Origin of the sequence: Variovorax davisae (genome assembly GCF_030316845.1) — a bacterium.
GTDB classification, from domain to species: domain Bacteria; phylum Pseudomonadota; class Gammaproteobacteria; order Burkholderiales; family Burkholderiaceae_C; genus Variovorax; species Variovorax davisae.
Window position 1 is genome coordinate 99917 of the sequence record NZ_JASZYS010000013.1, and the last position, 18398, is coordinate 118314.

General features: G+C 70.1%; 15 protein-coding genes. All 15 read left to right on the forward strand.

The genetic code is table 11. The features are described 5' to 3' along the window. Nucleotides 1–4: 4 nt before the first annotated feature. The 15 genes from QTI33_RS26175 to QTI33_RS35300 are packed head-to-tail and all read left to right on the forward strand — an operon-like array spanning nucleotide 5 to nucleotide 18388. Complete coding sequence (locus QTI33_RS26175; RefSeq protein WP_286509289.1) at nucleotides 5–2125, forward strand: acetate--CoA ligase family protein; 2121 nt, start codon at nucleotides 5–7, stop codon at nucleotides 2123–2125. Continuing rightward, a complete protein-coding gene (locus tag QTI33_RS26180) occupies nucleotides 2125–2898 on the forward strand; it encodes an enoyl-CoA hydratase/isomerase family protein (protein WP_286509395.1) in 774 nt (257 codons plus the stop codon). The genes QTI33_RS26175 and QTI33_RS26180 overlap by 1 nt, the downstream gene beginning before the upstream one ends. Nucleotides 2899–2931: 33 nt before the next feature. Continuing rightward, a complete protein-coding gene (locus tag QTI33_RS26185; RefSeq protein ID WP_286509290.1) occupies nucleotides 2932–3579 on the forward strand; it encodes a TetR/AcrR family transcriptional regulator in 648 nt (215 codons plus the stop codon). A gap of 3 nt (nucleotides 3580–3582) precedes the next feature. Next, entirely contained in the window at nucleotides 3583–4617 is a 1035-nt protein-coding gene (locus QTI33_RS26190; RefSeq protein WP_286509291.1) for a tripartite tricarboxylate transporter substrate binding protein, read from the forward strand. 4 nt (nucleotides 4618–4621) lie between these two features. Further along, nucleotides 4622–5386 (forward strand): SDR family NAD(P)-dependent oxidoreductase, encoded by a 765-nt coding sequence (locus QTI33_RS26195; RefSeq protein WP_286509292.1) that lies wholly within the window; start codon nucleotides 4622–4624, stop codon nucleotides 5384–5386. A gap of 18 nt (nucleotides 5387–5404) precedes the next feature. Beyond that, entirely contained in the window at nucleotides 5405–7066 is a 1662-nt protein-coding gene (locus tag QTI33_RS26200; RefSeq protein WP_286509293.1) for a 3-(methylthio)propionyl-CoA ligase, read from the forward strand. Between the two features lie 40 nt (nucleotides 7067–7106). After that, entirely contained in the window at nucleotides 7107–9428 is a 2322-nt protein-coding gene (locus tag QTI33_RS26205; RefSeq protein ID WP_286509294.1) for an acyl-CoA dehydrogenase family protein, read from the forward strand. 43 nt (nucleotides 9429–9471) lie between these two features. Then, nucleotides 9472–10704, forward strand: a complete 1233-nt coding sequence (locus tag QTI33_RS26210; RefSeq protein ID WP_286509295.1) for an ABC transporter substrate-binding protein — start codon at nucleotides 9472–9474, stop codon at nucleotides 10702–10704. Between the two features lie 22 nt (nucleotides 10705–10726). Then, nucleotides 10727–11608 (forward strand): SMP-30/gluconolactonase/LRE family protein, encoded by an 882-nt coding sequence (locus QTI33_RS26215; protein ID WP_286509296.1) that lies wholly within the window; start codon nucleotides 10727–10729, stop codon nucleotides 11606–11608. Continuing rightward, nucleotides 11605–12375, forward strand: a complete 771-nt coding sequence (locus tag QTI33_RS26220; protein ID WP_286509297.1) for an ABC transporter ATP-binding protein — start codon at nucleotides 11605–11607, stop codon at nucleotides 12373–12375. The genes QTI33_RS26215 and QTI33_RS26220 overlap by 4 nt, the downstream gene beginning before the upstream one ends. After that, complete coding sequence (locus QTI33_RS26225) at nucleotides 12368–13081, forward strand: ABC transporter ATP-binding protein (protein ID WP_286509298.1); 714 nt, start codon at nucleotides 12368–12370, stop codon at nucleotides 13079–13081. Before QTI33_RS26220 ends, QTI33_RS26225 begins: the two co-directional genes overlap by 8 nt. A gap of 34 nt (nucleotides 13082–13115) precedes the next feature. Continuing rightward, on the forward strand, nucleotides 13116–13997 hold the full coding sequence (locus tag QTI33_RS26230) for a branched-chain amino acid ABC transporter permease (RefSeq protein WP_286509396.1): 882 nt from the start codon (nucleotides 13116–13118) through the stop codon (nucleotides 13995–13997). 20 nt (nucleotides 13998–14017) lie between these two features. Beyond that, the gene (locus tag QTI33_RS26235) at nucleotides 14018–15022 is read left to right on the forward strand and encodes a branched-chain amino acid ABC transporter permease (RefSeq protein ID WP_286509299.1); all 1005 of its coding nucleotides are present in this window, start codon (nucleotides 14018–14020) and stop codon (nucleotides 15020–15022) included. Further along, nucleotides 15015–15785: an SDR family NAD(P)-dependent oxidoreductase gene (locus QTI33_RS26240; protein WP_286509300.1), complete on the forward strand. Its 771-nt coding sequence runs from the start codon at nucleotides 15015–15017 to the stop codon at nucleotides 15783–15785. Before QTI33_RS26235 ends, QTI33_RS26240 begins: the two co-directional genes overlap by 8 nt. Before the next feature lie 38 nt (nucleotides 15786–15823). Beyond that, entirely contained in the window at nucleotides 15824–18388 is a 2565-nt protein-coding gene (locus QTI33_RS35300) for an SDR family NAD(P)-dependent oxidoreductase (RefSeq protein WP_286509301.1), read from the forward strand. Nucleotides 18389–18398: the final 10 nt, after the last annotated feature.

An 18398-nucleotide genomic window follows, 5' to 3' on the forward strand; every position in this document is an offset into this window, starting at 1 on the left:
CATCATGCATTCGCTCCATCCTCTCTTCTTCCCGTCGTCGGTGGCCATCATCGGCGCCTCGTCCGACCCCGAGCGCATCGGCGGGCGGCCGCTTCGCTTCCTGGTCGAGGCGGGCTTCGCCGGCGCGCTCTACCCCGTCAACCGCAGCGGCGCCGCCGAGATCCAGGGCCTGCCCGCCTTCGCCAGCCTGGCCGAGGTGCCCGGCGCGGTCGACCATGCCATCGTCGCGGTGCCCGTGCCGGGCGTCGAGGCCGCGCTGCAGGACTGCGCCCGCAAGGGCGTGAAGGTGGTGCAGGTCTTCACCGCCGGCTTCGCCGAGGCCGATGCGGCGGGCGCCGAACTGCAGGCCCGGCTGGTGCGCATCTGCCGCGACGCGGGCATGCGCATGGTCGGCCCCAATGCGCTCGGCCTGCTCAATCCGTCGGCGAAGTTCTACGCCACCTTCTCCACCGCCCTGAACGGCCTGCGGCCCCAACCCGGCGTCATCGGCATGGCCACGCAGAGCGGTGCCTTCGGCTCGGCCGCCTACGGCATGGCGACCTTGCGCGGCATCGGGCTGAGCCGCGTGATCGCGACCGGCAACGAGGCCGACGTGGACGTGGCCGAATGCATCGACTACCTGGCCGACGACGCCGACACGCGCGTGATCTGCGCCGCGCTGGAGGCCTGCAAGGACGGCGACCGGCTGCGCGCGGCGCTGCGCAAGGCGGCGGCCGCCGGCAAGCCGGTGGTGATCATGAAGATCGGCCGCACCGAGGTCGGCGCCGCCGCGGCCGCGACGCACACCGGCTCGCTGGCCGGCAACGACGCGATCTACGACGCCGTCTTCGCCGAATGCGGCGCGCACCGCGCGGCCTCGATCGAGGAGATGCTCGACATCGCGCACCTGTGCGCCGTCACCGGCCAGCTGCCGGCCAACGAGCGCATCGGCATCATGACCGGCTCGGGCGGCATCGGCATCCTGATGGCGGACGACGCGTCCGAACTCGGCATGGCGCTGCCGCCGCTCGCCGACGCGTCGGCTGAGTCCCTGCGCGAACTGCTGCCCTTCGCGGTGCCGGCCAATCCCTACGACACCACTGCCCAGGTCACCGCGGTGCCCGACGGCGTGGCCCGCGTGCTCGACGCGATGCTGCTGCCCGGCTCGCCCTTCGGCACCCTGTTCGCCTACCTGGCCCATGTCGGCCTGTCGCCGTCGCGCTTCGCGTCCACGGAGCAACGGATGATCGAGATCCGGGCCGCGCATCCGGACCGGCCGCTGGTGCTGGTGATGCTGTCCGAACAGGGCGTGACCGAGCGGCTCGAGGCGGCGGGCGTGGCCGTCTTCGCCGATCCGTCGCGCGCGGTGCGCGCGGTCGCCGGTGCGGCGCGGATGGCCAGACTGCGACGCGGGATGCGCAGCGACAGCGCCGCCGCCGGCGGCTCGCTGCCCCTGCCGCAGGCCGCGACCGAGGCCGAGGCCAAGGCGCTGCTGGGCGCGGCCGGCATCCCCGTGCTGCCCGAGCAGACCTGCACCAGCGCCGCGTCGGCCGCGCGTGCCGCGGACGGCATGGGCTACCCGGTGGTCGCGAAGATCGTCTCCGCCGACATCCCGCACAAGACCGAGGTCGGCGGCGTGCTCGTGGGCCTGGCGGATGCCGCCGCGGTCGCGGCCGCCTACGACACCCTGATGGCCCGGGCCGCCGAGCGTGCGCCGCAGGCCCGCATCGACGGCGTGCTGATCGCGCCGATGGTGCGCGGCGGCGTGGAGACCATCATCGGCGTCCACATGGATCCGGTGTTCGGCCCGATGGTCATGTTCGGCCTCGGCGGCACGGCCGTCGAGCTGTTCAAGGACGTGGCCTTCGCCTCCGCGCCGCTCACGCCCGCACAGGCGATGTCGCTGGTCGACGCGGTGCGTTCGTCGGCCCTGCTGAAGGGCTGGCGCGGCGGGCCGGCCTTCGACACCCAGGCGCTGGCCGACGCGCTCAGCCGGCTGTCGGAATTCGCGCTGCGCCATGCCGACCACCTGGCCGGCATCGACATCAATCCCTTCGTCGTCAAGCCCCAGGGGGGCGTGTGCCTGGATGCCCTGATCTCCATGCGCCAAGCCCCTGTCAACCCCAACCCGAGAGAACTCGCATGATGGACCTCAAGACACTCACCCTGGCGATCGAGGACGGCATCGCCGTCGTCACGCTGAACCGCCCGCCGGTCAATGCCCAGAACGCCGAGATGCGGGCGGAGATCACCGAGGTGTTCGACACCCTCAGCGACATGGACGAGGTCGCCGCCATCGTCCTGACCGGCAGCGGCAAGCTGTTCTCGGCCGGCGCCGACATCCGCGAGCGGCCCAACCTGGCGGCCACGCCGGGCGCCTATGGCCGCCACAACCGGCTGGTGCGCGAGTCCTACTACGCGGTGGTCGAATGTTCCAAGCCGGTGATCGCCGCCATCAACGGCGCCGCGCTCGGCGCCGGCTTCGGCCTGGTGATGGGATCGGACATCTGGGTCGCTTCGGAGGACGCCTATGTCTCCATGCCCGAGATCAACGTCGGCCTGGCCGGCGGCGTCACCTTCCTGCAGAAGTTCTTCAGCCAGTCGCGGGCGCGCCGCATGTTCTACACGGGCATGCAGGTGCCGGCGCAGGAGCTGTACCGGCTCGGCCTGGTCGAAGCCTGCCTGCCGGCTGCCGAGCTGATGCCCTATGCGATGGGCATCGCGCGCGAGATCGCCTCCAAGAGCCCGATCGCGGTGCGCCTGGCCAAGGAAGCCGCGCGCATGACGCTGACGATGCCGCCGCGCGACGCCTACCGCTACGAGCAGGGCAACACGGTGGCGCTGTCGAAGACCGAAGACACCAAGGAAGCGCAGCGCGCCTTCTTCGAGAAGCGCAAGCCGGTCTTCACCGGGCGCTGAGCCGGTCGCTTCCTCCACATTGCCACCATCGCCATGTCCCAACGCCGAACCGCTGCATCGCCACCCACCCGGGCGGGGGCGGGCGTTGCACCGGACACGCGCGAGAACCAGCTGCTGGCCATCGCGCGGCGCCTGTTCGCGCGCGACGGCTACGAGCGCACGTCGATGCGGGACATCGCGGAAGTCGCGGACATCACCAAGGCCGCGCTCTACTACTACTTCCCGAACAAGGAGGCGCTGTACGAGCGGGTGGTGCTGGAGTCGATGCAGTCCCTGGTGGACGACGTCTCGGCCGCCGTGGCCGCCGCGGATTCGCCGACGGCGCGCATCCGCGCCTTCATGCAATCTTCGGCGGACGTGTTCGACCTGGCGCGCGATCGGTGGATCGCCGGCTCCCGGGCCTTCCGCGAAGGCGCCCGGGGAGGGCAGCACCTGGCCGCGATCGCGCTGCGCGACCGCTACGAGAGCCTGTTGCGGCAGTGCATCTCGGAGGGCATCGCCAGCGGCGAGGTGCGCGCCATCGATCCCGCCATCGCGGGCCGCTTCCTGCTGTCCGGCCTGAACCAGATGACCAACTGGCACCGGCCCGATGGCCGACTGGGCGTCACCGAGGTGATGCGCCAGTTCCTCGACATGGCGCTGCACGGCCTGCTGGCCGAAGCGCGCCCAGCCAAGGCCTGACCCATGAGAACCCTGCTTTCCACCGTCATCGCCTTCGTCACTGACCGGCCGGCAAGTCATTTCCGGCGCAGGGCCGCGGTGACCGCATTGGGAGCTGCCGCCGCGCTGGCGGCGCTGCCCGCGATGGCGCAGACCCCGCCGTTTCCCGGCGGACCCGTCACACTGATCGTGCCCTACGCAGCCGGCGGGCTGACCGACAACCTGGCCCGCGCGCTGGGCCAGCGCCTGGCCGAGCGCTGGGGCCAGCCGGTGATCGTGGACAACCGCGCGGGCGGCGGCACGGTCATCGGCACGGCGGCCGCGGCCCGTGCGCCGGCGGACGGCCGGACCCTGCTGGTGACCAGCTTCGGCTTCACCACCAACCCGTTCATGATGGCCAACCTGCCTTACAAGCAGAGCGCGCTGGAGCCGCTGGCGATGATCGCGGTCGCGCCGGCCATCCTGTTCGTCCACCCCTCGGTGCCGGCCGACGACGTGCCGTCGCTGGTGAAGTACATCCGGAGCTCGGGCAAGCCCTTCAGCTTCGCCTCGTCGGGCAACGGCTCGAGCCCGCACATCGGCGCCGAACTGTTCGCCTCGCAGATCGGCGCCACGATCGTGCATGTGCCGTACAAGGGCAACGGGCCGGGCCTGAACGACCTGATCGGCGGCCAGGTGCAGGGCATGTTCGATTCGAAGGCGGCGCTCGCCTTCGTCAAGGCCGGCAAGCTCAAGGCGCTCGGCATCAGCTCGCTGAAGCCGTCGACCCTGGCGCCAGATCTCAAGCCGATCGCGCAATCGGGCGTGCCCGAGCTGGCCCATTTCGCGACCGCGAGCTGGTTCGGCGTGCTGGTGCCCGAGGGCACGCCGAAGCCGGTCCAGACCCGGCTCCATGCCGACATCCGGGCGGTGCTGGACACGCCGGACATGCGCGAAGCCATCGACCGCGCGGGCGTCGAGCCGCTGCCCATGACCCAGGCCGAATTCGCCGCCTACCTGAAGTCGGAGGCCGAACGCTGGGGCCCGGTGATCCGGGCCAAGAACATCAAGTCGGATTGAGACCATGCAAGCACACGCACCCCTGGCGCCCGCCGAGCTGCAGGTCGAGGGCCGCCTCGCCGGCCGGCGCATCCTCGTCACCGGCGCCGCCTCCGGGATCGGCCGCTCGGTGGCCGAACTCTTCCTGCGCGCCGGGGCGCGCCTCGCGGCGCTGGACCGGAAGCGGCCGACCGAGTTGCCCGGCGAGGCGCTCTGCCTGGAAGCCGACGTGACCGACCCCGATGCCGTCGAACGCGCGGTGGCCCAGGCCGCCGACGCCTTCGGCGGCCTCGACGGCCTGGTCAACGCCGCCGGCATCGCGAACACCGACTGGGCCGACCAGGTGAGCCTGGCGGATTGGAAACGGGTGCTGGAGGTGAACCTCACCGGCAGCTTCATCGTCTGCCGCGCCTGCCTGCCGCAGCTGCGCGCGGCCGGCGCCGGCACCATCGTCAACTTCGCCTCGGGCCAGGGCCTGGCGCCCTTCAAGCAGCGCAGCGCCTACGCAGCCTCGAAGGCCGGGGTGATCTCGCTCACCCGCTCGCTCGCCATGGAATGGGCGCCGCAGGTGCGGGTCAACACCGTCTGCCCGGGCGCGGTCGACACGCCCATGGTGCGCGGCGGCTACAGCCCCGAGCAACTGCGCGAGCAGGTCGGCCCGCGCTACGCGCTGGGCCGCATCGGCGAGCCGCACGAGATCGCGCTGGCGGCGCTCTACCTGAGCAGCGCCGAATCGTCCTTCGTCACCGGCATCGTGCTGGCGGTCGACGGCGGCCGCAGCTACCACTGAACCGACCCAGGAGACTTCATGAACGGCCTGATGCAACAGCACCCCTTGCTGCTGTCCGGACTCATCGACCATGCCGCGGCCTTCCACGGCGAGCGCGAGATCGTCAGTCACATGCCGGACGGCAGCACCCACCGCAGCAACTGGCGCGAGGTGCAGCAGCGCGCCAAGCGCCTGGCCAATGCCCTGGCGCAGCTGGGTGTGGCCGCGGGCGACCGGGTCGCCACCCTGGCCTGGAACACGCACCGCCACCTGGAGCTGTACTTCGGCGTCTCGGGCATGCAGGCCATCCTGCACACGGTCAACCCGCGGCTTTTTCCGGAGCAGATCGCCTACATCGTCGACCATGCCGAGGACGGCTATGTCTTCTTCGACATCACTTTCGCCGCGACGCTGGCCGAACTGGCGCCGCACTTGGGCCGCGTGAAGGGCTTCGTCGCGCTCTGCGAGCGTTCGCAGATGCCGGACGTGAAGCTGCCCAACCTGCTGTGCTACGAGGAACTGCTGGCCGACGCGTCGCCGGAACTCGAATGGCCGGTGTTCGACGAGAACACCGCCTCGTCGCTCTGCTACACCTCGGGCACCACCGGCAACCCGAAGGGCGTGCTCTACAGCCACCGCTCGACGGTGCTGCATTCCTTCACCGCCTGCGCGGCCGACGGCCTGGCCATTTCGGCGCGCGACAGCGTGCTGCTGGTGGTGCCGCTGTTCCATGTCAACGCCTGGGGCGTGCCCTATGCGGGCGCGATGTGCGGCGCCAAGCTGGTGCTGCCCGGGCCGCACCTGTCGGGCGAGAACATCTATCGCCTGCTGCGCGAGGAGCGCTGCAATTTCTCGCTCGGCGTGCCCACCGTGTGGCTGGGCCTGTTCGACTACATCGAGCGTCATCGCGCCTCGCTCGACCTGTCCGAGATCGCGCTCGAACGGCTGATCGTCGGCGGATCGGCGGCGCCGCGCGCCATGATCCAGAAGTTCGAGGAGCTGTTCGGCGCCTACGTGATCCATGCCTGGGGCATGTCCGAGACCAGCCCGCTGGCGACCATCGGCACCCTGCTCGACAAGCACCGCGACCTGGCGCTGCCGCAGCGCTACGACGTGCAGGCCAAGCAGGGCCGCGCCATCTACGGCGTCGAGATCGAGATCTTCGGCGAGGACGGCCAGCCGCTGCCGCACGACGGCAAGGCCTTCGGCGACCTGAAGGCGCGCGGGCCCTGGGTCGCTTCGGGCTACTACCGCGGCGACGGCGACGCCACCGATGCCGCGGGCTGGTTCCCGACCGGCGACGTCGCCACGCTCGACGCCGACGGCTTCGTGCAGATCACCGACCGCTCGAAGGACGTCATCAAGTCCGGCGGCGAATGGATCTCGTCGATCGACCTCGAGAACGCGGCCATGGCGCACCCCGGGGTGCAGGAGGCCGCCGTGATCGGCGTCGCCCATTCGCGCTGGCAGGAGCGCCCGCTGCTGCTGGTCGTGCCCAAGCCCGGCGCGCAGCCCACGCGCGAGGACATCCTGGCCTTCATGGCGGACAAGGTCGCCAAGTGGTGGATGCCCGACGACGTCGTCTTCGTGGACGCGCTGCCCCATACCGCCACCGGCAAGCTGCAGAAGCTCAAGTTGCGCGAACAGTTCAGATCCCACCAGCTTCCGACCGACGTGGCGCCCAGCGGCGCCGCCGACTGAAGCGCGCGACCTTCCGCGCGGCACCCAAGGCTCCCCACCCATGACCCATCTCGACGAAACCCAGACGATGCTGCGCGACAGCGTGCAGGCCTTCCATGAAAGACATCCGGCCCCGGCCCGCGTGCGCCGCCTGCGCGACCAGGCCATCCCCTTCGACCGCGGCATCTGGCGCGAGATGGCGGAGGCGGGCTGGAGCGGCGTGCTGGTGCCCGAAGCGCTCGGCGGCCACGGCCTCGGCGCGGCCGAGGCGATGCTGATCGCCAGCGAACTGGGGCGCGGCCTGGCACCGGAGCCCTTCGTGGCCTGCGGCCTGATGGTGGTGCAGGCGCTGGTGCCGCTCGCCGCCGATTCCGCGCCGGCCCGTGCGCTGCTCGAACAGGTGCTGGCCGGCCGCACGCTGGCGGCGCTGGCCTGGCAGGAATCCGCCGGCGCGCTGGACATCGACGAGGTCCGGATGCGCGCCGCGTGCAGCGGCGAGGGCTGGCGGCTGGAAGGGGCGGCCAAGCGCTTCGTGCCGCTGGCCGACGCGGCCGACGGCTTCCTCGTCTACGCGCTGGAAGACGGCAACCCGGCGCTGTTCTGGGTCACGCAGCCGACCGCGATCCGCACGACACGCACCGTCGACGGACTGAACTTCGGCGAAGTGGATGTCGAGGGCCTGGTGCTCCCGGCCGACGCCCGGCTGGCAAGCGGTTCTGAGGTGCGCGATGCCGTCGCGCAGGCGATCGAACTGGCCCGGCTGGCCAGCGCCTTCGAACTCGTCGGCGTGGCCGAACGCGCGCTGGAAGCCACGGTGGCCTACACCTCGCAGCGGGTCCAGTTCGGCAAGCCGATCGCGTCGTTCCAGGCGCTGCAGCACCGCATGGTCGACATGTGGATGCACTGCCAGCTGGCGCGCGCCTCGGCCGAGAACGCCCTGCTGGACTGGACGCGTCCGGCCGACGAATCCACCCGCATTCAGTCGGTCCGCGCGGCGCGTGCACGCGCCGGCGCCACGGCGCTGGGCGTGGCGAAGACCGCCATCCAGCTGCACGGGGGCATGGGCATCGCCGACGAAACCGACATCGGCCTCAGCCTGAAGCGGGCGCTGGCGCTGTCGGCCTGGCTCGGCAATCCGCTGTGGCAGCGGGCCCGCTTCCTGGACCAGCTGATGAAGAGTGGCCGCGTGCGCCAGTCCGACAACTCGCCCCTGGTGGTGCCCGACGACGTCGACGTGGCCGAGCTGCCCGACGACGAGTTCCGTCGCGTGCTGGCGACCTGGATCGCGGCCAACTACCCGCCCGGGAAGCGCTTCATGAAGAAGCGGGCCTACTACGAAGACATCTCCGACTGGTACCAGGCGTTGTCTAAGAAGGGCTGGCTGGCGCCCGCCTGGCCCAAGACGGCCGGCGGCATGGGCCTGTCGGCGACCAAGCAGGTGATCTACGCCGAGGAGATCGCCCGCCATGGCTGCGCGCGCATTCCGGACCACGGCCTGGCCATCGGCAAGCTGCTGCTGATGCACGGCACGCCGGCCCAGATCGACTACCACCTGCCGCGCGTGCTGAGCGGCGAGATCATGTGGTGCCAGGGCTATTCCGAACCCAACGCGGGCTCCGACCTGGCCAGCCTGCGCACCCGCGCCGAGCGCGACGGCGACTTTCTCGTGGTCAACGGCCAGAAGACCTGGACCACGCTCGGTCCGGGGGCGGACTGGATGTTCGCGCTGGTGCGCACCAGCAAGGTCGACGGCGCCAAGCAGCGCGGCATCACCTTCCTGCTGATCGACCTCAAGACACCGGGCGTGAAGGTGCGGCCGATCGTCAACCTCAAGGGCGAGGGCGAGTTCAGCGAGGTCTTCTTCGACAACGTCCGGGTGCCGGTCTCGAACGTCGTCGGCCGCATCGACGACGGCTGGAGCGTGGCCAACTCCTTCCTGCGCGAGGAGCGGATCTTCTTCGGCACGCCGCGCCAGTGCGAATATGCCCTGGCCCAGCTCGACCGGCTGGCCGAGGCCACGAACGCGCTTGCCGCGGGCGACTTCCGCGACCGCTATGCGCAGCTGGTGCTGGACGTGCGCGACCTCAAGGCCGCGTTCGAGCTCTTCATGGGGCGGCTGCGCGGCGGCGAGGAGCTCGGGCCGGAGGTGTCCTACCTCAAGGTCTGGGGCACCGAGACCTACCAGCGGATCACGGACGAACTGGTGCAGCTCGCGGGCGACCATGGCGGCCAGGTCGACGACGTGGTCATCGGCGGCATCGCGGCCGACGTCATGAACCAGTACCTGGACTCGCGCATGCCCGCCATCTTCGGCGGCTCGAACGAGATCCAGCGCAACATCCTTGCCAAGCAGATCCTGGCGCTGCCTTCGGGCCGCGCCTGATACCCCGGCCAAGCCTTCACCAACGACAGCAGGAGACACAGCAATGAAGAATTTTCGGCACTCCCTCGCGGCCTTGCGCGCCGTGCTCGCCACGGCCGGCCTGGCCGCGATCGCCGGCCTGGCCCAGGCCCAGATCTCGGACGACGTGGTGCGCATCGGCCTGATGGGCGACCTGAGCGGCCCGTATTCGGGCAACGGCGGCCCCGGCTCCGTGCTGGCCGCCAAGATGGCCATCGAGGACTTCGGCGGCAAGGTCAACGGCAAGCCGGTCGAGCTCCTGACCATGGACGACCAGAACAAGCCCGACGTCGGCCTCAACGCCGCGCGCAAATGGCTGGAGGCGGACAAGGTGGACGCGATCGTCGGCGGCTCGGCCTCGTCGATCGCGCTGGGCGTGCAGACCCTGATGAAGGAAAAGCAGAAGCCCTACCTGATCGCCGGCACCGTCACCTCCGACCTCACCGGCAAGGCCTGCTCGCCGATGGCCTTCCAGTTCCTGGTCGATACCTACTCGCTGCCCAAGGCCGGCGTGCAGACGCTGATCGACAAGGGCATCAAGACCTTCTTCTTCGTGACCGTGGACTACGCCTTCGGCGCGGCGCTGCAGACCGAGGCCACGCGCTTCATCGAGCAGGCCGGCGGCAAGGTGGTGGGCTCGGTCAAGCATCCGCTGGGCACCACCGACTTCTCGTCCTACCTGCTGCAGGCGCAGTCGAGCGGCGCCAAGGCGATCGTGATCCTGAACGCGGGCCTGGACCTGTCCAACTCGCTCAAGCAGGCGGCCGAGTTCCGCATCACCAAGGGCGGCCAGAGCGTGAGCGTGTTCGGCATGACGATCAACAGCGTCGCCGCGATGGGCCTGGAGACCGCGCAGGGCCTGAACATCACCGTGCCCTTCTACTGGGACCGCGACGAGGCCTCGCGGGCCTGGAGCAAGCGCTTCATGGAGCGCAACAACGGGGTGGTGCCGACCTACATCATGGCCGGCGTCTACAGCGCCGTGACGCACTACCTGAAGAGCGTGCAGGCGGCCGGCAGCGACGCCGGCCCGGCGGTGGTCGAGAAGATGAAGGCCACGCCGGTGAACGACTTCATGTCCAAGGACGTGAAGATCCGCGAGGACGGCCAGGTGATGCGCCCGGTCTATCCGGTCGAGGTGAAGAGCCCGGCGCAGTCCAAGGGCAAGAACGACTTCTACACGGTGGGCGCCGCCATGCCCGCCGAGAAGGTGTTCCGTCCGCTGTCCGAAGGCGGCTGCGATTTCGTCAAGAAGTGAGCACGAGCGGGCAGGGGGCCACATGAGCGTACGACACGAGATCATCGGCGACACGCGCGACCGGCTGGGCGAATGCCCGCTGTGGGATGCGCGCGACCAGTCCCTGTACTGGGTCGATGCCAAGGCCAGGCTGGTGCGGCGCAGGTCGCAGGGCCGGTACAGCGAGTGGCGCACGCCAAGCGACGTCGGCTCGATCGCGCTGACCCGCAGCGGCCGGCTGGTGCTGGCGCTCGAGGACGGCTTCCACCTGATGGACCTGACGACGGGCGCCGTGCGGCGCTTGGCCGAGGTGCGCCACAAGGGCCCGGCCATGCGCATGAACGACGGCCGCACCGACCGGCAGGGCCGCTTCGTCGCCGGCTCGATGGTGATGGGCCGGCACGACACCGATGGCGGCTACTACCGGCTGGAAGCCGACGGCAGCGCGACGCCGCTGTTCGACGGCATCGCGCTGGCCAATGCCACCTGCTTCAGCCCCGACGGCCGCCGGCTCTATCACGCCGACAGCCTGAGCGGCGACGTCAGCGTGGTCGACTACGACCCGGCCACCGGGGCGGTCGGTCCGCGCCGCACGCTCTTCAGCACGCGGGCGCACGGCTCGGCGCCCGACGGTGCCACGGTGGACGCCGAAGGCTGCCTGTGGATCGCGCTGGTCCAGTGCGGCAAGCTGGGCCGCTTCCAGCCCGACGGCCAGCTGCTCACGCTGATCGACGTGCCCACGCCGTTCCCGACCTGTCCCTGCTTCGGCGGGCCGGACCTGGACGTGCTGTACCTGACCAGCATCCGCAACACCGGCAACCTGCTGCGCAGCGACCATCCGGATGCCGGCGCGCTGTTCGCCTTCCACGGGCTGGGCGTGCGCGGCCTGCCCGAGGTGCTGTTCGACGATCGGAGCCTGGCGTGACGAACCCCGCGCGCGCGAGCGACTGCATCCTTCGCACCGAAGGGCTCAGCAAGGAGTTCCTCGGCTTCCATGCCGTGAAGAACGTGTCGCTGAACATCCGGCGCCACAGCATCCACGCCCTGATCGGCCCCAACGGCGCCGGCAAGACCACCTGCTTCAACCTGCTGACCACCTTCATCCCGGCCAGCGCCGGACGCATCTACTACAACGAGCGCGACATCACGAAGAGCGACCCGGCCAGCGTGGCGATCGGCGGCATGGTGCGCTCCTTCCAGATCTCGGCGGTGTTCGGCCAGATGAGCGTGCTGGACAACGTGCGGGTGGCGCTGCAGCGCAAGGCCGGCGGCACCTTCGCCTTCTGGCGCAGCGCGCGGGTGCTGGAGCGCCACACCGGGCGCGCGCGCGAGCTGCTGGCCGCGGTCAACCTCGAGCCCTACGCGGACTTTTCAGCTGCCGACCTGTCCTACGGCCGCAAGCGGGCCCTGGAGCTGGCGACCACGCTGGCGCTGGAACCCGAACTGATCCTGCTCGACGAGCCGATCGCCGGCCTGGGCCACGAGGACATCGGACCGGTGACGCGCCTGATCGCGCAGGTGGCCAGGGAGCGCACGGTGCTGATGGTGGAACACAACATGAAGGTCGTGGCCGAACTCTGCGACCGCATCACGGTGCTGCAGGCCGGCGAGGTGCTGGCCGAGGGCAGCTACGACGAAGTCTCGAACGACGCGCGGGTGCGCGAAGCCTACGTGGGAGGGGCCCATGCCTGAGCAGAACGTACCCTGCCTGGAGGTCCGCGGCCTCACCGGGTTCTACGGCGAGACGCAGGCGCTGCACGGCATCGACTTCGTGGTGCAGCCGGGGGAGGCGGTGTGCCTGCTGGGGCGCAACGGCGCCGGCAAGACCACCACGCTGCGCGCGGTGGTGGGGCTGCTGGCCAAGCGCCGGGGCCACATCGCGATCGACGGCCGCCCGACCCAGGGCATGGCGCCCGAGGACATCGCCCGCCTGGGCGTCGCCTACTGTCCCGAAGAGCGCGGCATCTTCGCCAGCCTGGACGTGGAAGAGAACCTGCTGCTGCCCCCGGTGCTGATGCCCGGCGGCATGACCATCGACGAGATCTACACGCTCTTCCCCAACCTCAAGCTGCGCCGCAAGAGCCCCGGCACGCGGCTGTCGGGCGGCGAGCAGCAGATGCTGGCGATCGCCCGCATCCTGCGCACCGGCGCCAAGCTGCTGCTTTTGGACGAGCCCACCGAGGGCCTGGCGCCGGTGATCATCGAGAAGATCGGCGAGGCCATCGGCATCCTGCGCCAGCGCGGCTTCACGATCCTGATGGTGGAGCAGAACTTCCGCTTCGCCTCGGGGGTCGGCGACCGCTTCTACGTGATCGAGGAGGGCCGGGTGGCCGAGCATTTCGACCGCCGGACGCTGGCCAGCGACCACGCGCGCATCGAGGCGCTGCTGGGCGTCTGAGGCGAACCACGAAAAGACAAAGAGACATCCTATGCTGGACACCCTGTTTGGATTTCCCCTGGCCGCCATCGCCGGCCAGGTGCTGGTGGGCATGATCAACGGCTCGCTCTATGCGTTGATGAGCCTGGGCCTGGCGATCATCTTCGGGCTGCTGCGGGTGGTGAATTTCGCGCATGGCGCGCAGTACATGCTCGGCGCTTTCGTGGCCTGGGGCCTGCTGGAGTACCTGGGCCTGAACTACTGGTGGGCGCTGGTGCTGGCGCCGCTGGTGGTGGGCCTGAGCGGCGTGGCGCTGGAGCGCACGCTGCTGCGCCGGCTCTATCACATCGACCATGTCTACGCGCTGCTGCTGACCTTCGGCTTCGCGCTGATCCTGGAAGGCGTGTTCCGCTACAAGTTCGGCGCCACCGGCCAGCCCTATCCGAACCCGATCGCGGGCGGGCTGGACACGCCGATGGCCTTCTTCCCCTGGTACCGGCTGTGGGTGATCGCCACCTCGATGGGCATGTGCATCCTGACCTGGTTCGTCATCGAGCGGACCAAGCTGGGCTCCTACCTGCGCGCCGCCACCGAGAACCCGAACCTGGTGCGGACCTTCGGCGTGCGCGTGCCGCGCATGCTGATGCTGACCTACGGCCTGGGCGTGGCGCTGGCGGGCTTCAGCGGCGTGATGGCCGCGCCCATCTACCAGGTCAATCCGCTCATGGGCTCGCAGCTGATCATCGTCGTCTTCGCGGTGGTCGTGATCGGCGGCATGGGCTCGATCATGGGCGCCATCGTGGCCGGCTTCGGCCTGGGCGTGCTCGAGGGCATCACCAAGCTGGTGTATCCGGACGGCGCCGGGATGGTGGTGTTCGTGGTGATGCTGATCGTGCTGGCCGTGCGCCCGCAGGGCCTGTTCGGCAGCCTGCGCTGAAACCGCTCGAAGGAGACAACATGACCGCTACATCCTCATTCTTCGAGCGCCACCGCACGGCCCTGCTGGCCGGCGGTGCGCTGGTGCTTCTCGTCGCGCCGTTCGTGGCCTATCCGATCTTCCTGATGAAGCTGATGTGCTTCGCGCTGCTCGCGGCCTCGCTGAACCTGATGATCGGCTACGTCGGGCTGCTGTCCTTCGGCCATGCCATGTTCTTCGGCTCGGCCGGCTACGCGACGGCGCATGCCGTCAAGGTCTGGGGCTTCGATCCCTTGCTGGGCGTGCTTTTCGGTGCGGCCGTGGCGGCGGCGATCGGCGCCACCACCGGCGTGCTGGCGATCCGGCGCGCGGGCATCGCCTTCTCGATGATCACGCTGGCCTGCGCGCAGCTGGTCTACTTCATCGCGCTGCGCTCGCCCTTCACGGGCGGCGAGGACGGCATCCAGAACGTGCCGCGCGGCAAGCTGCTCGGCCTGCTGAGCCTGCAGGACAACCTCACGCTCTACTACGTGGTGATGGTCGCGGTGGTGGCCGCCTTCTGGCTGATCTGGCGCGTGGTGCATTCGCCCTTCGGCCAGGTGCTGACCGCGATCCGCGACAACGAGCCGCGCGCCATCTCGCTGGGCTACCGGGTCAACCGCTACAAGCTGCTGGCCTTCACGCTGTCGGCGGCGCTGGCCGGGCTGGCCGGCGGCATGAAGAGCATCGTGTTCCAGATCGCGACGCTCACCGACGTGAGCTGGGTCACCTCGGGCGAAGCCCTGCTGATGGGCATCGTCGGCGGCCTGCAGACCATGCTCGGCCCGGTGGTGGGCGCCATGGTGGTGGTGACCATGGCCAACCAGCTATCGGCCTTCGCCGAGGCGGTGATGATCGTCCAGGGCACCGTCTTCGTGCTGGTGGTCATGCTGTTCCGCCGCGGCATCGTGGGCGAGATCAATGCCTTCCTGGCCCGGCGGGCGCAACCCCGCGCCGGCGGCCCGCCGGCTTCCGCAGCGGCGCCCACGGGAGCCGTCCATGAATGAACGTCCCGAACCCCTTCTGCTGCACGGCCGGCTCGCCCTGGTGACCGGCGCCGCCGGCGGCATCGGCCGGGCCATCGCGCTGCGCTACGCCCGCGCCGGCGCCCGCGTGCTGCTGGCCGACCTGCGCGCCGCGGATTGCGCGGCCGCCGTGCGCGAGATCGCCGACGCGGGCGGCAGCGCCTGGGCCTTCGCGCTGGACATCACCGACGTGCCGGCCTGCGCCGCGCTGGCCGAACGGGTCGGCCGCGAGATCGGCCCGCTGGACGTGCTGGTCAACAACGCCGGCATCCTGCTGCGCGAAGGCATCGACACGCCCGAGGCGCATCGCAAGATCCGCCACGTGTTCGACGTCAACGTGATGGGCGGCTTCAACCTGCTGCATGCCTTCCTGCCGGCGCTGCGCCAGACGCGGGGCTGCGTCGTCAACATCGCCTCGGGCGCGGCCTTCATCGCGCAGGCCGGCTGCATCGGCTACTCGGGCTCCAAGGGCGCGGTGAAGATGCTGACGCAGTCGATGGCGGTCGACCTCGCGCCGGACGGCATCCGCGTCAACGCGATCGCGCCCGGCGTGATCGAGACCGCCATGACCGATGCCACCCGGGCCGATCCGCAGCGCCTGCAGGGCTTCCTGCGCCGCACGCCGCTGGGCCGCGTCGGCCAGCCGGAGGAGATCGCCGAACCGGCGCTGTTCCTGGCGTCGCCGATGGCCAGCTACATCACGGGCGTCACCCTGCCGGTGGACGGCGGGGTGCTGGCCGCATGACGCGAGGCGCCGAAGACATGGCCCGGGAACCTCATGGCATGCGCATCATCCTGACCGGCGCGGCGCGCGGCATCGGGCGCGCGATGGCCGAACGGTTGGCGCGCGATTCGCTGCAGCGCCACGGCTTGCCGGCGCGCATGGTGCTGGCCGATCTGCATCGCGACGAACTCGAATCGCTGGCCGGGGCATTGCGCGGGGAGGGCGCCGAGGTGCATGCCCTCATCGCCGACATGAGCGACCCGGCGGCACCGGAGCGGCTGGTCGCGGCCGCGGCCGCTTTCGGCGGCCTGGACGCCGTCGTCAGCAATGCCGGCGCCGCGATCCCGGCCTCCCTGCTGGAGGCGCGGCTGGCGGACTGGGACCAGGTCTTCGCGCTGCACGTGCGCGCCGCCTGGCTGCTGGGGCGCGCGGCCCACCCCCTGCTCAAGGCCGCCAGGGGCAGCATGGTGGTCACGACCTCGATCTCGGGCAGCCAGCCGACCGCGCCGCTGGCCGCCTACAGCCCCAGCAAGGCGGCGGCGCTGATGCTGGTGCGGCAGATGGCGCTCGAATGGGGGCCCGACGGCATCCGGGTCAACGCGCTGTCGCCCGGTCACCGAAACCCCGGGCACCGCGGCGGTTTATGCAGATCCCGCGTCGCGCGCACAGCGCGAAGCCCGCGTGCCGCTGCGCCGTATCGCCCGGGCCGAGGACATGGCCAATGCGCTGTCTTTCCTGGTCGGCCCCGACGCCGGCTATGTCAGCGGCACCGACCTGCTGGTCGATGGCGCGCTGTCCGGCGTGCTGATGGGCAGCCTGAACATGGCCGGCTGGAGCGCCGGCTGACCCCCGCGAATTGCAATTTGTTGACCAGAACCTGCATGGAGATGCGCATGAACGCCGACACTTCGAACAATCCCGACGCCGCCATCGGCCAGAACGACCCCGGACCGCGACGCGTCGACGTCCTCGTGGTCGGCGGCGGCTTCGGCGGCATGTACGCCGTCTACCGCTTTCGCGAGATGGGCCTGCGCCTGCAGGCCTTCGAGGCCGGCGGCGACCTGGGCGGCGTCTGGTATTGGAACCGCTACCCCGGCGCACGGGTCGACCTGCCCAGCATCGACTACAGCTATTCCTTCTCGCCCGAGATCGAGCAGGAATGGACCTGGTCGGAGCAGTTCGCGGCCCAGCCCGAACTGCTGCGCTACATCGACTTCGTCGCCAACAAGCTCAGCCTGCGGCCGCACTTCCAGTTCGACACCCGCGTCAACCGGGCCAGATGGGACGCGGCGCGCGCGCTGTGGGTGCTCAAGACCGACCGGGGCGAGACCTGGGAGGCGCCGTTCTGCGTCATGGCGACCGGTCCGCTGTCGATCCCGAAGGAGCCCGACATTCCCGGCGTGAAACGCTTCAAGGGCCGGTTGCTGCATGCCGCCAGGTGGCCGCATGAACCGGTCAGCTACGAGGGCCAGCGGGTGGGCGTGATCGGCACCGGCTCGACCGGCATCCAGATCGTGCAGGAGATCGGCCCGCAGGCCGGCGAACTCTTCGTCTTCCAGCGCACGCCGAGCTTCACCATGCCGATGCGCAATGTCGAGCTCGACGCCGAGTACGTGGCCGAGGTCAAGCGGCACTACCCGGGGATCCGGGAGGCCGCACGCAACAGCGCCGTCGGCGGCACGCGGCCGCAGTCGACGCGGGCCTTCTTCAGCGTGACCCGGGCCCAGCGCCAGGCCCTGCTGGAGGACGCCTGGAAGCAGGGCGGCCTGGCCATGCTCGGCACCTTCTCGGACCTGATGCTCAACGAGGAAGCGAACGAGCAGGTGGCCGAGTTCGTGCGCAACCGGATCCCCGAGATCGTCAAGGACCCGGTGACCGCCGAGAAGCTCAAGCCCAAGGGCTATCCGATCTTCGCCCGCCGGCCCTGCCTGGACTCCAGCTACTACGAAACCTACAACCTGCCGACGGTGCATCTGAAGGATTGCCTCAGCGATCCGATCGTCGAGGTCACCGAGAAGGGCGTGCGCACCGAGTCGGGCGAGGTGGAGCTCGACATGCTGATCCTCGCCACCGGCTACGACGGATTCACGGGCGCCATGATGGCCTTCGACGTGACCGGGCGCGACGGGCGCAAGGTCAACGACAAGTGGAAGGAGGGCGCGCGTTCCTATCTGGGGCTGATGATGGAGGGGTTCCCGAACCTCTTCATGACCACCGGCCCCAACGGTCCGGCGGCGCTCGCCAACATCATCCGCATCAGCGAGCACGACGTGGACTGGATCGCCGGGGCCATCACCCATATGCAAAAGAACGGCCTCCAGACGATCGAGCCCACCCCCCGAGCGGAAGAGGAATGGATGGGCGTGGTGCGCAACCTGGCCAGGCGCTCGCTGATCAACAAGGCCAAGACCTGGTGGGTCGGCGCCAACGTGAAGGACAAGCCGCAGGGGCTGACGCTGTTCACCGGCGGCTTCCATGCCTACCGCCAGTACACGGCGGCGGCCGTGCAGGACGGCTACGCCAGCTTCAGTTTCGGGCCGGCGAAGGCCGAGCAGGAGCCCGAACCGCGCTTCGCCGCGGCGGATCCGGTCGCCGGGGTCGAGGCTTCGGCGTCGCACGCGTGACCGCATCCGG

Bases quoted from the DNA above. Each gene is read 5' to 3' on its own strand.
- QTI33_RS26175 (WP_286509289.1), top strand. From the start codon at position 5: ATGCATTCGCTCCATCCTCTCTTCTTCCCGTCGTCGGTGGCCATCATC.
- QTI33_RS26180 (WP_286509395.1), top strand. From the start codon at position 2,125: ATGGACCTCAAGACACTCACCCTGGCGATCGAGGACGGCATCGCCGTC.
- QTI33_RS26185 (WP_286509290.1), top strand. From the start codon at position 2,932: ATGTCCCAACGCCGAACCGCTGCATCGCCACCCACCCGGGCGGGGGCG.
- QTI33_RS26190 (WP_286509291.1), top strand. From the start codon at position 3,583: ATGAGAACCCTGCTTTCCACCGTCATCGCCTTCGTCACTGACCGGCCG.
- QTI33_RS26195 (WP_286509292.1), top strand. From the start codon at position 4,622: ATGCAAGCACACGCACCCCTGGCGCCCGCCGAGCTGCAGGTCGAGGGC.
- QTI33_RS26200 (WP_286509293.1), top strand. From the start codon at position 5,405: ATGAACGGCCTGATGCAACAGCACCCCTTGCTGCTGTCCGGACTCATC.
- QTI33_RS26205 (WP_286509294.1), top strand. From the start codon at position 7,107: ATGACCCATCTCGACGAAACCCAGACGATGCTGCGCGACAGCGTGCAG.
- QTI33_RS26210 (WP_286509295.1), top strand. From the start codon at position 9,472: ATGAAGAATTTTCGGCACTCCCTCGCGGCCTTGCGCGCCGTGCTCGCC.
- QTI33_RS26215 (WP_286509296.1), top strand. From the start codon at position 10,727: ATGAGCGTACGACACGAGATCATCGGCGACACGCGCGACCGGCTGGGC.
- QTI33_RS26225 (WP_286509298.1), top strand. From the start codon at position 12,368: ATGCCTGAGCAGAACGTACCCTGCCTGGAGGTCCGCGGCCTCACCGGG.
- QTI33_RS26235 (WP_286509299.1), top strand. From the start codon at position 14,018: ATGACCGCTACATCCTCATTCTTCGAGCGCCACCGCACGGCCCTGCTG.
- QTI33_RS26240 (WP_286509300.1), top strand. From the start codon at position 15,015: ATGAATGAACGTCCCGAACCCCTTCTGCTGCACGGCCGGCTCGCCCTG.
- QTI33_RS35300 (WP_286509301.1), top strand. From the start codon at position 15,824: ATGCGCATCATCCTGACCGGCGCGGCGCGCGGCATCGGGCGCGCGATG.